A 14,738-nucleotide genomic window follows, 5' to 3' on the forward strand; every position below is an offset into this window, starting at 1 on the left:
TTTTCTTATGAAGATTAATGAATCACTCTATTCTAGCGTCTAATTTTATCGAATCAAAAGTGAATGAGGCTTTTTGTTGATGGGTTATTGAATCAGGTGCCATTTCTGTTGCTTAATCAATACCAACAGGACGCAGGAGTATAAATAATGAAAACCGCTTACATCGCAAAACAACGCCAGATCAGTTTCGTTAAATCCCATTTTTCCCGCCAGCTGGAAGACAAGCTGGGTCTGATTGAAGTTCAGGCACCTATTCTCAGCCGCGTGGGTGATGGGACGCAGGATAACCTCTCTGGATGCGAAAAAGCGGTACAGGTAAAAGTGAAAACACTGCCAGACGCCCAGTTCGAAGTGGTTCACTCCCTTGCGAAATGGAAGCGCCAAACCCTGGGACAACACGACTTCAGCGCGGGCGAAGGGCTCTACACGCACATGAAAGCCCTTCGCCCCGACGAAGACCGCCTGTCTCCAATTCACTCCGTTTACGTTGACCAGTGGGACTGGGAGCGCGTAATGGGGGATGGCGAGCGTCACGTGGGTACGCTGAAAGCTACCGTTGAGGCGATCTACGCCGGGATCAAAGCTACTGAAGCGGCAGTAAGCAAAGAGTTTGGTCTGGCACCGTTCCTGCCGGAATCGATCCACTTTGTGCACAGCCAGGAGCTGCTGAGCCGTTTCCCTGATCTGGATGCCAAAGGTCGTGAACGTGCGATCGCCAAAGAGCTGGGGGCAGTGTTCCTGATGGGTATCGGCGGCAAGCTGTCTGATGGCAAACGCCACGACGTTCGTGCACCGGATTATGATGACTGGAGCACGCCGGGCGAGCGCGACTATGCCGGTCTGAACGGCGATATTCTGGTCTGGAACCCGGTACTGGAAGACGCATTCGAACTTTCTTCTATGGGGATCCGCGTGGATGCTGACGCGCTGAAGCGCCAGCTGGCGGTCACCGGTGATGAAGATCGTCTCAAACTTGAGTGGCATCAGGCGCTGCTGCGCGGGGAAATGCCGCAGACCATCGGCGGCGGTATCGGCCAGTCCCGCCTGACCATGCTGCTGCTTCAGCTGCCGCATATCGGCCAGGTTCAGTGTGGTGTCTGGCCGCAGCAGGTGCGCGAAAGCGTTGGCTCTCTTCTGTAATTAACGCTGCCAGCGTCTGAGCAGGCGGCTACGCAACCCGGTATCAAAGCGCCAGATATGATCGAAGATGCGCATGATGCCGGGTTTTCCATGGGCGGACATCGCCACCGCATGGAAACTGTGCTGATGCACCCGCTGCAGCTCCTTCACTTTATTGACTACGTCGTCCGGCAGCCGCTGGGCAATAAAATCAGAAATCACCACCGCATCAGCGTCGTACCAGTCGCCTCCCTGCATCCGCTCAACGATGCTGCGAAAACAGCTGGCCAGATCGGTACCGCCGCGAAAACGCTGGCTTAAAAAGCGGATCGCCTGTTCGAGCCCCTGCTGGTTGGTTAGCTCATAGCCCACCACTTCGCTGGAAAAGAGCATGATGAAGCAGCGACGGCGATCGGCGAGCGCCACGCGCATCAGCGCCAGGCAGAACGCCTTCGCACACTGTTCGTTAAACCCGCCCATCGATCCGGACGTATCCACGCAAACAATGAATGGCCCGCGCGGCTGTTCATCAAAATCCTGATGAATAACCGGCCGCTGGCTGAGCTTCTCGCGCCAGGCTTCGCCGTGTAGCCGGTAGGTGAGGAGCTGCTTTTCCACCAGTCGACGGTAAAACTCATATTCCAGCTCGGTCATCCCGAGCGTGCTCAGCTCCGTGGGCAGCAGGCGCAAAATGTCATCGCTCTGCTGGAGCCCGTCGACCTGTTCGGGCACGGTAGCCGGTTCACGCACCAGGGTGCGGAAGGTTTCCATTGGGGCATCTTTCTTTGGGACCGACTTTGCCTCCCTTGATCGCCCCAATTGTTCTGCAAGCTTCATCAGCTCAGGCTGCTGCGCCAGAAAATCGCCGTACTTGACGATCAGCTGATAATCCCCGCGGCGAATCTGGCCGGCGCTCATGTCCCAGAGACGCCCTGCGGCGTTCTCATTTTCCACCAGCACCTGTTCGAGCTGGCCGCTTAAGGTCATGCGCTCCTGAACTTCACTGAGCAGCTGTTCGCGCTCTTCATCCAGAAGCTGCTGGTTTAGCGTCGTGGCCTGAACCACCAGGCTCAGGCGCCAGCGCTGTAGAAAGAGGGTATGCAATGCGGGGGTAAACGTGGCGTTATCCGTGACCAGCGCCCGGGCCTGGCTGGCAAACGGAGAGTGGACCTTGTCGAGCAGCGTCAGGGTTTGCGGAAGCTGGACGATAAACTGCGAGGTGGAGAGCCGCTGGCACTGCTGATAGCAGGCCACCTCGTCCGTTAACTCTGGCGGAACCTCGGTCTCTTTGAACCGCTGACGCAGATTTTCCCGCCAGCGCGGCAGATCGTCCGTCATCGCTTTTTTAAGCTTCGGGAATTTTTCAAAGAAGGCTGCCAGCTGCGGCGAAGCCAGAAGGGTTATGACCACCTCTTCGATCAACCCTTCTTCGCTGACGGCCAGCATAACGTTAAGTGTATCCAGGGTTAGCATTGACGCGCCTGTTTGATCTGAGCGCTTACATCCTGCAGGCTGGCTTCGATGCGACCTAACCAGTCGCTATGAATAAAGAGGCATTTTTGCTGCTCGCTAAAGCGGGTGTGCTGCTGGTGCCATTCTGTGTCCAGCGCTTCCAGCTGCTGCTTAATCTCTTCGGGCACGCTGTCGGAAGCGGTTCCCGGAAGCGCAAGGCGCGAGCCCTGCAGGCTTACGTCGCGGATCACCAGGTGCTGGCTGCTGTCCACTTCCATATTCAGCGGCTGCGCGAAGCCGATGCCGTTGAGCTTTCCACGGATCTCACCGCCCTTGTCCAGCCACTGCGCCAGCGCCTCGCGCTCAATGGTAACGTGCACCACCTGCATATCGTGAAGTTTGAGCGGCTGCTGGAGCAACAGCGTCAGCGTCGGGCCAGTCAGTTCAGCGGGCAGTTCATAGTGTGGTTTGCGGGCGAACATTCCCCCGAGGCGATTCACTTTCAGCGCGGTTTTATCGCTTTGCTGCTGCTGGAGCTGGATGCGCCGCTGGGCAATCGCCCCCAGCTGGTTGAGCATCGCCTGCTGCCCCCAGGCGTGTCCGGTCATCAAAACGTCAAGCTGCTGCTGCATCAGCTTCATGCCTTCCGCGTCGTGCCAGAGGCAGTCTTTCAGCAGGATCAGATCGATTGGCGCTACGGCATCGCGCCCGCTGAACAGGGCGCTGGCCTGCAGCAGGCGGATCGCCTTTTTCCAGCGGCGATCGGAGACATAGGGCGCAGAGGGGAGCAGATCGAGCTGCTGGCGCAGCTGATAGATCAGCTCGAAGACCGCGTCCGGCAGTTTGATTTTGCCAATATCCTGCTGCCACTGGTGATACTCCTCATCCGTGACCTGCAGCGAAGCGGATACCGGGTTTTCACTTTCATCCTGCTGGCTGACCAGCATAGAGCGGAAGTTGGATTTATCCTGTACTTTGTCCAGCCACAGGCGGATCAGCATGCGGTCATACAGCGCTTCCAGGCTGCTGTCGGCCTCAGGCAGTTCGTTTGACGCGGCCACCAGCAGGCGCATCGGGATTTTCTCTTCGCTGGCACCGTTGCGGAAGCGCCGTTCGTTTATCGCCGTGAGCAGGGTGTTCAGAATAGCCGGCCCCGCTTTCCAGATCTCATCGAGAAAAACAATCTCTGCCTCAGGCAAATACCCCGCCGTCAAACGCTCATAGCGCCCTTCGTCTTTCAGCGCCTGAATAGAGAGCGGGCCAAAAACTTCTTCAGGGGTAGAAAACCGGGTCATGAGGTATTCGAAGGCGCGGGCGTTCTGAAACGCAAACTTTAACCTGCGGGCAATCAGGCTTTTGGCAATGCCCGGTGGGCCCAGCAAAAATACGCTTTCACCGCTCAACGCCGCCAGTAAACAGAGGCGAATGGCGTGGCTACGCTCGAAAAGGCCTTTCTCCAGCGCGCTGCTGAGGCGGGAAATTCTTTCTGCTAATAAATGTGAGTGAGCCATAATAGTTTTGCATCCTTTCGCCGTCGTGGCGGCCAATTGAAGCGAGTATAGACGTTTCAGTCAGGGCTGGTAATAGACTGAAGTGCGGCGCAATTTTCTTTGCGCTACATTAATGCGGTTGCATTTAGGGGTACGATTTTGCAATGAATCGTGCATACTGTGCGCTTTTTGTGGGCCAAGGGACTAGGCACACATTTGTTATTTAAACGAAAAGACTAGTCTATGAGCACTGATAATAAGCAATCATTACCCGCAATAACGCTTGCGGCGATCGGGGTTGTCTACGGTGATATCGGCACCAGCCCGCTTTATACGCTTCGTGAATGTCTGTCCGGCCAGTTTGGCTTTGGTGTTGAACGCGATGCCGTGTTTGGTTTCCTGTCACTCATCTTCTGGCTGCTGATCCTGGTGGTTTCCGTTAAATATCTCTCTTTCGTCATGCGTGCTGATAACGCGGGTGAAGGCGGTATCCTGACCCTGATGTCCCTGGCAGGGCGCAATACCTCAGCCAGAATGACGTCCGTGCTGGTCATTATCGGCCTGATTGGCGGCAGCTTCTTCTACGGGGAAGTGGTGATAACGCCTGCTATTTCGGTGCTCTCGGCGATAGAGGGGCTGGAGATTATTGCCCCGCAGCTTGATTCCTGGGTTGTTCCTCTGGCCATTATTGTCCTGACGCTGCTGTTTATGATCCAGAAGCACGGTACTGGGCTGGTGGGCAAACTGTTTGCACCGATTATGCTGGCCTGGTTCCTGATCCTCGCGGCGCTTGGTTTGCGCAGCATTATCGCGAACCCGGAAGTGCTCCACGCGCTGAACCCTTACTGGGCAGTGCATTTCTTCCTTGAATACAAAGTGGTTTCCTTCGTGGCGCTGGGTGCGGTCGTGCTCTCCATCACCGGGGTTGAAGCGCTGTATGCTGATATGGGGCACTTCGGGAAACTGCCTATCCGCGTGGCATGGTTTATTGTGGTGTTGCCGTCGCTGGTGCTGAACTACTTTGGTCAGGGCGCGCTGTTGCTCAAAAGCCCGGAAGCGATTAAGAACCCGTTCTTCCTGCTGGCGCCTGACTGGGCGCTGGTGCCGATGCTGATTCTGGCAACGCTGGCGACCGTTATTGCCTCCCAGGCGGTGATTTCCGGCGTGTTCTCTCTGACGCGCCAGGCCGTGCGTCTGGGTTACCTCTCACCGATGCGCATCATCCATACCTCTGAGATGGAATCGGGCCAGATCTACATCCCGTTCATTAACTGGCTGCTCTATTTCGCTGTTGTCATTGTTATCGTCAGCTTCGAGCACTCCAGCAACCTGGCGGCGGCGTACGGCATTGCGGTAACCGGTACGATGGTGCTGACATCGCTTCTCTCCACCACGGTGGCGTACCGAAACTGGCACTGGAATAAATTCCTCGTGGCGATGATTCTGGTGGGCTTCCTGTGTATCGACGTGCCGCTGTTCTCGGCGAACCTCGACAAAATTGTCTCCGGGGGCTGGCTGCCGCTGACGCTGGGTCTGGTGATGTTTATCGTCATGACCACATGGAAAAGCGAGCGTTTCCGCCTGCTGCGCCGCATGCATGAGCACGGTAATTCTCTCGAGGCGATGATAGCGTCTCTTGAGAAATCACCGCCGGTCCGCGTGCCCGGCACCGCGGTGTATATGTCTCGTGCCCTGAACGTGATCCCGTTTGCGCTGATGCATAACCTCAAGCACAACAAGGTTCTGCATGAACGCGTCATTCTGCTGACGCTGCGCACCGAAGATGCGCCGTATGTTCACAACGTGCGACGCGTGCAAATCGAGCAGCTGTCGCCGACATTCTGGCGCGTGGTGGCGAGCTACGGCTGGCGTGAAACGCCAAACGTGGAAGAGGTGTTCCACCGCTGCGGTCTGGAAGGGCTGAGCTGCCGGATGATGGAGACGTCATTCTTTATGTCCCACGAGTCGCTGATTATCGGCAAGCGCCCGTGGTATCTGCGCCTGCGCGGCAAGCTGTACCTTATCCTGCAGCGTAACGCCCTGCGCGCGCCTGACCAGTTTGAGATCCCGCCTAACCGCGTGATTGAGCTGGGGACGCAGGTCGAGATCTAAGTCTTTGTGCGGCCTGATGCCCTCATCCCGACCCTCTCCCACAGGGAGAGGGCGCAAACATAAAAAACGGTAACCCTGGGGTTACCGTTTTGCATTTACCTCCACTCCATTTCACTTAGCGAAACGTTTCGACGTCGATCACAAATCTGTTACGCCATGGTGGTTTTCTGAACATTCTTGAGATTAAACTGACATCAGCGAAACGTTTCGCTAGTGGAGCAAGAAAATGAAGAAAGGCACGGTACTCAACTCAGAAATCTCATCGGTTATTTCCCGTCTTGGGCATACCGATACGCTGGTGGTTTGCGATGCAGGCTTACCGGTTCCGCGCAGCACAACCCGTATCGATATGGCGTTAACGCAGGGTGTTCCTTCGTTTATGCAGGTACTGGACGTGGTGACCGCGGAGATGCAGGTTGAGGCGGCCATTCTCGCAGCGGAAATCAAACAACATAATCCGCAACTCCACGAAACGTTGCTCAGCCACCTTGAGCAGCTGCAACAACACCAGGGAAATACCATAGAAATTCGTTACACAACGCACGAACAATTCAAACAACAAACCGCAGACAGTCAGGCGGTGATTCGCAGCGGGGAGTGTTCCCCGTATGCGAATATTATTCTCTGTGCTGGCGTCACCTTCTGAGGCCATCATGGACGCATTACTGCAACTCAAAGGGATCGATAAGTCGTTCCCGGGCGTAAAAGCCCTCTCCGGTGCGGCGCTGAACGTCTACTCCGGGCGCGTGATGGCGCTGGTGGGTGAGAACGGCGCCGGCAAATCCACCATGATGAAAGTGCTGACCGGTATCTATCAACGCGATGCCGGCTCACTCGTCTGGCTGGGTAAAGAGACCACCTTCAGCGGCCCGAAATCTTCTCAGGAAGCCGGTATCGGCATTATCCACCAGGAGCTCAACCTGATCCCGCAGCTCACCATTGCGGAGAACATCTTCCTGGGCCGCGAGTTCGTAAACCGGTTCGGCAAAATCGACTGGAAAACCATGTATGCCGAAGCGGACAAGCTGCTGGCGAAGCTGAACCTGCGCTTTAAGAGCGACCGACTGGTCGGCGATCTCTCGATTGGCGATCAGCAGATGGTGGAAATCGCGAAGGTGCTGAGCTTTGAGTCGAAGGTCATCATTATGGATGAACCGACCGACGCCCTGACCGATACCGAAACCGAATCCCTGTTCCGCGTCATCCGCGAGCTGAAATCGCAGGGGCGCGGGATTGTCTATATCTCTCACCGCATGAAAGAGATCTTCGAGATTTGCGATGACGTTACCGTCTTCCGCGACGGGCAGTTTATTGCCGAGCGCGCAGTGGCCACGCTGACAGAAGATACGCTCATCGAAATGATGGTGGGACGTAAGCTTGAAGATCAATACCCGCACCTGGACAAAGCGCCGGGTGAGATCCGCCTGAAGGTGGATAATCTCTGCGGTCCGGGTGTGAACGACGTGACCTTTACCCTGCGCCAGGGCGAGATCCTGGGCGTGGCGGGCCTGATGGGCGCCGGCCGTACCGAGCTGATGAAGGTGCTTTATGGCGCGCTGCCGCGCACCAGCGGGTATGTCACCCTCGACGGTCATGAAGTGGTGACTCGCTCGCCGCAGGATGGCCTCGCGAACGGCATCGTCTATATCTCCGAAGACCGCAAGCGCGATGGCTTAGTGCTGGGCATGTCGGTAAAAGAGAACATGTCGCTTACCGCGCTGCGCTATTTCAGCCACAGCGGCGGTACCCTGAAACACAAGGACGAACAGCAGGCGGTCAGCGATTTTATCCGTCTCTTTAACGTCAAAACCCCGTCGATGGAGCAGGCCATCGGCCTGTTGTCCGGCGGTAATCAGCAGAAAGTGGCTATTGCGCGCGGGCTGATGACGCGCCCGAAAGTCCTGATCCTTGATGAGCCAACCCGCGGCGTGGACGTCGGGGCCAAGAAAGAGATCTACCAGCTGATTAACCAGTTCAAGGCCGACGGTCTGAGCATCATTCTGGTCTCTTCCGAGATGCCAGAAGTATTAGGCATGAGCGATCGCATTATCGTCATGCATGAAGGGCATCTCGGCGGTGAATTCACTCGCGAGCAGGCCACCCAGGAAGTTCTGATGGCTGCCGCTGTGGGCAAGCTTAATCGCGTGAATCAGGAGTAAGAAGATGACTACCCAGGCTGTTTCTGGTCGCCGCTATTTCACAAAGGCATGGCTGATGGAACAAAAATCGCTGATTGCCCTGCTGGTGCTGATCGCGATTGTATCGACCATGAGCCCGAACTTTTTCACCGTTAATAACCTGTTCAACATCCTGCAGCAGACTTCCGTAAACGCAATTATGGCGGTCGGGATGACGCTGGTGATTTTGACCTCAGGGATCGATCTGTCCGTCGGTTCCCTGCTGGCGCTCACCGGTGCGATCGCCGCTTCAATTGTAGGAATTGAGGTCAACGCGCTGGTGGCCGTGGCCGCTGCGCTGGCTGCCGGGGCAGCAATCGGTGCCGTGACCGGGGTCATTGTAGCGAAAGGCCGCGTTCAGGCGTTCATCGCGACGCTGGTGATGATGCTGTTGCTGCGCGGCGTGACCATGGTTTATACCAACGGCAGCCCGGTAAACACGGGCTTTACCGACAACGCCGATCTGTTTGGCTGGTTCGGTATCGGTCGTCCGCTGGGTGTCCCGACGCCGGTCTGGATCATGGCTATCGTCTTCCTGGCGGCCTGGTACATGCTGCATCACACCCGTCTGGGTCGTTATATCTATGCGCTGGGCGGTAACGAAGCGGCAACGCGCCTGTCCGGGATTAGCGTTAATAAAGTCAAAATTATCGTTTACTCGCTGTGCGGTCTGCTGGCGTCTCTGGCGGGCATTATCGAAGTGGCGCGCCTCTCCTCCGCGCAGCCAACGGCGGGTACGGGTTATGAGCTGGATGCCATTGCGGCAGTGGTTCTGGGCGGTACGAGTCTTGCGGGCGGTAAAGGTCGCATTGTTGGGACATTGATCGGCGCATTGATTCTCGGTTTCCTGAATAATGGTTTGAATTTATTAGGTGTTTCCTCCTATTACCAGATGATCGTTAAGGCAGTGGTGATTTTGCTGGCGGTACTGGTAGACAACAAAAAACAGTAACTGACGACACTACAGGACATCTTAGATATGAACATGAAAAAACTGGCTACCCTGGTTTCTGCTGTCGCGCTGAGCGCAACCGTAAGTGCTAACGCCATGGCGAAAGACACCATCGCGCTGGTTGTCTCTACCCTGAACAACCCGTTCTTCGTCTCCCTGAAGGACGGTGCGCAGAAAGAAGCGGACAAGCTGGGCTACAACCTGGTGGTACTGGATTCACAGAACAACCCGGCGAAAGAGCTGGCTAACGTTCAGGACTTAACCGTTCGTGGTACCAAAATTCTGCTGATCAACCCAACCGACTCTGACGCCGTCGGTAACGCCGTTAAAATGGCAAACCAGGCGAAGATCCCGGTAATCACCCTGGACCGTCAGGCAACGAAAGGCGAAGTCGTGAGCCACATTGCGTCTGATAACGTGCTGGGCGGCAAAATCGCCGGTGATTACATCGCGAAGAAAGCAGGCGAAGGCGCGAAAGTTATCGAACTGCAGGGCATTGCCGGTACGTCTGCAGCCCGCGAGCGTGGCGAAGGCTTCCAGCAGGCAGTGGCGGCGCACAAATTCAACGTGCTGGCGAGCCAGCCGGCAGACTTCGACCGTACTAAAGGTCTGAACGTCATGCAGAACCTGCTGACCGCACACCCAGACGTGCAGGCTGTGTTCGCACAGAACGACGAAATGGCGCTGGGCGCGCTGCGTGCCCTGCAGACTGCAGGTAAATCTGATGTGATGGTTGTCGGATTTGACGGCACGCCGGATGGTGAAAAAGCGGTAAATGATGGCAAACTGGCTGCGACCATCGCTCAGCTGCCTGAGCAGATTGGCGCGACTGGCGTCGAAACTGCCGACAAAGTGCTGAAGGGCGAAAAAGTTCAGGCCAAATACCCTGTTGACCTGAAGCTGGTTATTAAGCAGTAAAAGGCGATTCAGGCAGTCGCTGGCTGCCTGAGGGACACCAATAAAGAAAAGTGTGGCATACGCCACCGGGTAACACCGGTGGCGCTCTCAGATGGACAACCCAACCATGAAAACCGCAGGCAACCTTGTCGTCCTTGGCAGCATCAATGCCGATCACATTCTTAACCTTGAATCGTTCCCGACGCCGGGCGAAACCGTCACGGGTAACCAGTATCAGGTGGCATTCGGCGGTAAAGGTGCTAACCAGGCCGTCGCCGCCGGGCGCAGCGGGGCAAATATCGCGTTTATCGCCTGCACGGGGGATGACGATACCGGTGAGCGAGTGCGCAAACAGCTCTCCAGCGATAACATTGATATCGCGCCGGTCAGCGTTGTTGCAGGGGAATCGACCGGCGTGGCGCTGATTTTCGTCAACGCGGAAGGTGAGAATGTCATCGGTATTCATGCTGGCGCCAACGCCGCATTAACTACCGAGCGTGTTGAAGCACAGCGTGAGTGTATTGCGAATGCCGAAGCGCTACTGATGCAGCTTGAATCCCCGGTCGAAAGCGTGCTGGCCGCTGCCAAAATTGCGCATCAAAATCACACCACCGTCGTACTTAATCCTGCCCCTGCCCGTGTATTATCAGACGAATTGCTGGCGCTGGTGGACATCATCACGCCTAATGAAACCGAAGCCGAAAAGCTGACGGGCATTCGTGTTGAAAATGATGACGACGCGGCGCGCGCGGCAAAAGCGCTGCACGATAAAGGCATCGGTACCGTGATTATCACCCTGGGCAGCCGCGGGGTGTGGGCAAGCGTAAACGGTGAAGGCCGTCGTGTGCCGGGCTTTAAGGTGAAGGCGATTGATACCATCGCGGCGGGAGATACCTTCAATGGTGCTCTGGTGACCGCGCTGCTGGAAGGCAAGAGAATGGATGATGCGATCCGCTTCGCGCACGCAGCCGCGGCAATTGCGGTGACGCGCAAAGGTGCCCAGCCTTCCGTTCCGTGGCGTAAAGAGATCGATGAATTCTTAAGTCAGCAGGGGTAACGCTTGGCCACAATGAAAGATGTCGCCCGCCTGGCGGGTGTTTCTACCTCGACAGTCTCTCACGTGATTAATAACGACCGCTTCGTCAGCGAGGCGATTCGGGAGAAGGTCGAAGCGGCAGTTAAAGATCTCAACTATGCGCCGTCGGCGCTGGCGCGCAGCCTCAAGCTGAACCAGACGCGCACCATCGGCATGCTCATCACCGCCAGTACCAACCCCTTTTATTCTGAGCTGGTTCGCGGCGTAGAGCGCAGCTGCTTCGAGCGTGGTTACAGCCTGGTGCTGTGCAATACCGAAGGGGATGAGCAGCGCATGAACCGTAACCTGGAAACGCTGATGCAAAAACGCGTCGACGGGTTACTGCTGCTCTGCACCGAAACGCATCAGCCCTCAAAAGAGATTATTCAGCGCTACCCTTCTATTCCTACGGTGATGATGGACTGGGCGCCCTTCGACGGCACCAGCGATCTTATTCAGGATAACTCCCTGCTGGGTGGGGACATGGCAACCCAGTATCTGATTGATAAAGGCCATACCCGCATCGCCTGTATTACCGGTCCGCTCGATAAAACCCCCGCGCGTTTGCGTCTGGAGGGATATCTGTCGGCGATGGCGCGGGCGGGACTTGCCGTTCCTGAGGGCTACCGAATCACCGGCGATTTCGAATTTAACGGTGGCTTCGAGGCGATGCAAAAACTGTTGGCGCAAGCGCAGCGCCCGCAGGCCGTATTCATAGGCAATGATGCGATGGCGTTTGGTGCCTATCAGGCGTTGTACCAGGCAGGCCTGCGCGTGCCGGACGATATGGCGGTGATCGGATACGATGATATCGAGCTGGCAAGCTACATGACGCCGCCGCTGACCACCATCCATCAGCCGAAGGATGAACTGGGCGAGCTGGCCATCGATGTGCTGATACACCGTATGGCGCAGCCCACGCTTCAGCAGCAACGTCTGCAGCTTACTCCTGTTCTGATGGAACGGGGTTCTGTTTAGCCTTTGCTTTGTGGCGTTCTTTGATCAGGTTGCGCCCATCTTTCGGTTTTAACAGCATAAAGACCAGCGCCGAAACCACGGTGAGCGCACCCATGGTAATAAAGGTATAGTGGAACTGCTCAACGGTATTAGCGCTGTCAAAGCCTTCATAAAAACGCAGCACCGCTGCACTTACGGCAACTCCTAAACTGATCGACAGCTGCTGCGTTACTGCCAGCACGCTGTTGCCGCTACTGGCGTTCTCGTCAGTCAGATCGGCGAGGGTGATGGTGTTCATCGATGTGAACTGCGTCGACATCGCCATGCCCAGAACAAATAGCGGCAGGATCAGCATCCAGACGGGAAGCGAGGCGGATTGCAGCGAGAACTGCGCAATCATCAGACCGATAAAGACCGTCACGCCAACCAGCGTCTTACGATACCCAAACCAGCGCAGCACTTGCGTAACGGTTGATTTGGCCAGAATCGAGCCCATCGCCGTGGGCGCCATCATGCAGCCAGCAATCAGGGCCGGGTAGCCGAAACCCACCTGCAGCATTAGCGGCATCAGGAACGGTACACAACCCGTCCCCAGACGTGACGCAATGTTGCCCGCAATCCCGACGGAAAACGTTCGGGTGTTAAAGAGCCCGAGGGAGATTAACGGCGTCGGGTGACGGCGCGCGTGACGTATATAAAGAAGGAACAGCAGAATTCCGCTGAGGATGACGGACAGGGCCAGCCACGTCGCCACGATTTTCTCACCGAACAATTCCATCCCGCTGGAGAACAGAACCAGGCTCAGGCCAAACAGGAAAAAGCCGCCCATGTCAAAGCTGCGCCTTGGCGTGGTGAAGTTCGGCATATATTTGCGGGCGTACAGCAGCCCCGCAACGCCAATCGGAATATTAATCAGGAAGATCCAATGCCAGCTTGCCCAGGTGACAAACACGCCACCGAGTACCGGGCCAAGTATCGGGCCGACCAGACCCGGCATAGTGACGAAGTTAAGCACGGGAAGCAGTTCGCTTCTGGGGTAGGCTCGCAGCAATGCAAGACGCGCCACGGGCATCATCATCGCGCCGCCAATGCCCTGTAATACGCGGAAGATTACCAGCTCCGTGAGGGATGAAGAGAGCGCACAGGCCAGCGAACCGAGCGTAAAGAGCGTCACGGCTAGCATGAAAACTCTGCGGGTGCCGAAGCGGTCGGCCAGCCAGCCGCTGACCGGGATTAACATCGCGACCGTCAGGGTATAGCTGATAATGGCGGACTGCATTGCCAGCGGGGAGCGGTTAAGGCTCTGCGCAATAGCGGGAAGCGCTGTGTTGAGGATGGTGGCATCCAGTGCCTGCATAAAAAACGCCATGGCTGCAATCCACGGCAATCCGGCCATGCTGCGCGCTTTTTTCGTTGTCATTTATTTACCTGCTGGTGGTTTGGCGCGGCCAGCAATGCCTGGCACGCATTCAGGGCTCGCTGCCCGTCGCTTTCCTGAATGGCATCCACTATCGCCTGATGCATATCCAGTTTTACCACTTCGTCTTGTGTAATAGAGGTAAAGTAGGTGTGGTAGACCGAATGGAATAAAGAGGCAAAAGAGGTGAGGAACGGATTGGCGCTCATCATATAGATGTGTTCATGCCAGGCCATATCGACTTCAACCCAGCGTTCACGGTTGAAGTGTTTTTTCAGGAACACCATCTCTTCCATCAACGCGTTAAGCTGCGCTTTCTGCTCTGCCGTACCAAGCGTGGCGGCGAGAAGACATGCCTGTGGTTCAAGGCTGCTGCGCATTACCAGAAAGTGATCGACGACCTGATGAAAGTTATCTTCCGTCATCCACCAGGAGAGTAGCTCCTGATCGAGAAAATTCCAGTTACTCTGTGGCATCACGCGTGTGCCAATACGAGGGCGTGGAAGCACCATACCTTTTGCCGTTAGGGTTTTGACCGCTTCGCGCACGGCGGTACGGCTCACCCCAAACTGCTCACCCAGCTCTATTTCACCCGGCAGGATGCTGCCCGGGGCATATTTTCCCGCTAAAATCCGCTGAGCCAGCTTTTCTGCCAGCACATACGACAGGTTTTTTTGGGCGGCCAGCTGTTGTGCGCTTAATGGCATCGCTTTTATTCCTTAATGATTCATGCTGATAATTATGCCATCTCGTATGTGATTGTGGTTGCAGATACATCAAATAGAACAATTTGTAGCTTGATTTCACCGCTATTGGTGAAAAAAAACACGGATAGAAACTTTTTTTAAATTTCCTCTTGTCACACCGGAATAACTCCCTATAATGCGCCTCCACTGACACGGAACAACGGCACACACGCCGCCGGGTCAGCAGAGAAAAGCGAAAATAAACGCTTGACTCTGAAGCGGGAAAGCGTAATATGCACACCCCGCGCCGCAGCGAAAAGCGAAGCGGCACTGCTCTTTAACAATTTATCAGACAATCTGTGTGGGCACTCAAAGTGACATGGATTCTTAATGTCTTCGGACAA

The 14,738-nt window shown here is 55.9% G+C and carries 13 protein-coding genes; 8 read left to right on the forward strand and 5 right to left on the reverse strand.

Annotated features, from left to right (window positions below; translation table 11 throughout):
- The first annotated feature begins 147 nt into the window (after positions 1–147).
- Entirely contained in the window at positions 148–1,140 is a 993-nt protein-coding gene (gene asnA, locus AC3WOK_RS19605) for an aspartate--ammonia ligase (protein WP_059312409.1), read from the forward strand.
- Here asnA and viaA read toward each other — a convergent pair whose 3' ends face one another.
- Both viaA and ravA read right to left on the reverse strand, forming a co-directional pair.
- Complete coding sequence (gene viaA / locus AC3WOK_RS19610; RefSeq protein ID WP_492354988.1) at positions 1,141–2,592, reverse strand: ATPase RavA stimulator ViaA; 1,452 nt, start codon at positions 2,590–2,592, stop codon at positions 1,141–1,143.
- The gene (ravA, locus tag AC3WOK_RS19615) at positions 2,586–4,082 is read right to left on the reverse strand and encodes an ATPase RavA (RefSeq protein WP_492354989.1); all 1,497 of its coding nucleotides are present in this window, start codon (positions 4,080–4,082) and stop codon (positions 2,586–2,588) included. The genes viaA and ravA overlap by 7 nt, the downstream gene beginning before the upstream one ends.
- 222 nt (positions 4,083–4,304) lie before the next feature.
- Here ravA and kup point away from each other — a divergent pair, with 222 nt between their 5' ends.
- From kup to rbsR, 7 genes are all read left to right on the forward strand, one after another.
- On the forward strand, positions 4,305–6,173 hold the full coding sequence (gene kup, locus AC3WOK_RS19620; RefSeq protein ID WP_047347404.1) for a low affinity potassium transporter Kup: 1,869 nt from the start codon (positions 4,305–4,307) through the stop codon (positions 6,171–6,173).
- 226 nt (positions 6,174–6,399) lie between these two features.
- Positions 6,400–6,819 carry a D-ribose pyranase gene (gene rbsD, locus AC3WOK_RS19625; RefSeq protein WP_008503495.1) on the forward strand — a complete coding sequence of 140 codons (420 nt, stop codon included), beginning with the start codon at positions 6,400–6,402 and terminating at the stop codon, positions 6,817–6,819.
- A 7-nt stretch (positions 6,820–6,826) separates the two neighbouring features.
- On the forward strand, positions 6,827–8,332 hold the full coding sequence (rbsA, locus tag AC3WOK_RS19630; RefSeq protein WP_492354990.1) for a ribose ABC transporter ATP-binding protein RbsA: 1,506 nt from the start codon (positions 6,827–6,829) through the stop codon (positions 8,330–8,332).
- Between the two features lie 4 nt (positions 8,333–8,336).
- The gene (gene rbsC / locus AC3WOK_RS19635) at positions 8,337–9,302 is read left to right on the forward strand and encodes a ribose ABC transporter permease (RefSeq protein ID WP_006808742.1); all 966 of its coding nucleotides are present in this window, start codon (positions 8,337–8,339) and stop codon (positions 9,300–9,302) included.
- Between the two features lie 27 nt (positions 9,303–9,329).
- Complete coding sequence (gene rbsB / locus AC3WOK_RS19640; RefSeq protein WP_010426610.1) at positions 9,330–10,220, forward strand: ribose ABC transporter substrate-binding protein RbsB; 891 nt, start codon at positions 9,330–9,332, stop codon at positions 10,218–10,220.
- A 106-nt stretch (positions 10,221–10,326) separates the two neighbouring features.
- Positions 10,327–11,256 (forward strand): ribokinase, encoded by a 930-nt coding sequence (rbsK, locus tag AC3WOK_RS19645; RefSeq protein ID WP_492354994.1) that lies wholly within the window; start codon positions 10,327–10,329, stop codon positions 11,254–11,256.
- Between the two features lie 3 nt (positions 11,257–11,259).
- Positions 11,260–12,252, forward strand: a complete 993-nt coding sequence (gene rbsR, locus AC3WOK_RS19650) for a ribose operon transcriptional repressor RbsR (RefSeq protein ID WP_072250724.1) — start codon at positions 11,260–11,262, stop codon at positions 12,250–12,252.
- On the opposite strand, the gene mdtD is transcribed toward rbsR, so the two are convergent.
- The 3 genes from mdtD to AC3WOK_RS19665 all read right to left on the reverse strand — a co-directional run.
- Positions 12,218–13,651, reverse strand: coding sequence for a multidrug transporter subunit MdtD (mdtD, locus tag AC3WOK_RS19655; protein ID WP_063431986.1), 1,434 nt, complete (start codon positions 13,649–13,651; stop codon positions 12,218–12,220). The two genes, rbsR and mdtD, sit on opposite strands and share 35 nt — an antisense overlap.
- A complete protein-coding gene (locus AC3WOK_RS19660) occupies positions 13,648–14,355 on the reverse strand; it encodes a FadR/GntR family transcriptional regulator (protein WP_059312415.1) in 708 nt (235 codons plus the stop codon). Before AC3WOK_RS19660 ends, mdtD begins: the two co-directional genes overlap by 4 nt.
- Positions 14,356–14,525: 170 nt before the next feature.
- The coding region (locus AC3WOK_RS19665; RefSeq protein WP_131701696.1) for a hypothetical protein at positions 14,526–14,738 on the reverse strand (213 nt) is incomplete at its 5' end.

It is taken from the genome of Enterobacter sp. FW301-JW81 (assembly GCF_058788735.1).

Bases quoted from the DNA above. Each gene is read 5' to 3' on its own strand.
- asnA (WP_059312409.1), top strand. From the start codon at position 148: ATGAAAACCGCTTACATCGCAAAACAACGCCAGATCAGTTTCGTTAAA.
- viaA (WP_492354988.1), bottom strand. From the start codon at position 2,592: ATGCTAACCCTGGATACACTTAACGTTATGCTGGCCGTCAGCGAAGAA.
- ravA (WP_492354989.1), bottom strand. From the start codon at position 4,082: ATGGCTCACTCACATTTATTAGCAGAAAGAATTTCCCGCCTCAGCAGC.
- kup (WP_047347404.1), top strand. From the start codon at position 4,305: ATGAGCACTGATAATAAGCAATCATTACCCGCAATAACGCTTGCGGCG.
- rbsD (WP_008503495.1), top strand. From the start codon at position 6,400: ATGAAGAAAGGCACGGTACTCAACTCAGAAATCTCATCGGTTATTTCC.
- rbsA (WP_492354990.1), top strand. From the start codon at position 6,827: ATGGACGCATTACTGCAACTCAAAGGGATCGATAAGTCGTTCCCGGGC.
- rbsC (WP_006808742.1), top strand. From the start codon at position 8,337: ATGACTACCCAGGCTGTTTCTGGTCGCCGCTATTTCACAAAGGCATGG.
- rbsB (WP_010426610.1), top strand. From the start codon at position 9,330: ATGAACATGAAAAAACTGGCTACCCTGGTTTCTGCTGTCGCGCTGAGC.
- rbsK (WP_492354994.1), top strand. From the start codon at position 10,327: ATGAAAACCGCAGGCAACCTTGTCGTCCTTGGCAGCATCAATGCCGAT.
- mdtD (WP_063431986.1), bottom strand. From the start codon at position 13,651: ATGACAACGAAAAAAGCGCGCAGCATGGCCGGATTGCCGTGGATTGCA.
- AC3WOK_RS19660 (WP_059312415.1), bottom strand. From the start codon at position 14,355: ATGCCATTAAGCGCACAACAGCTGGCCGCCCAAAAAAACCTGTCGTAT.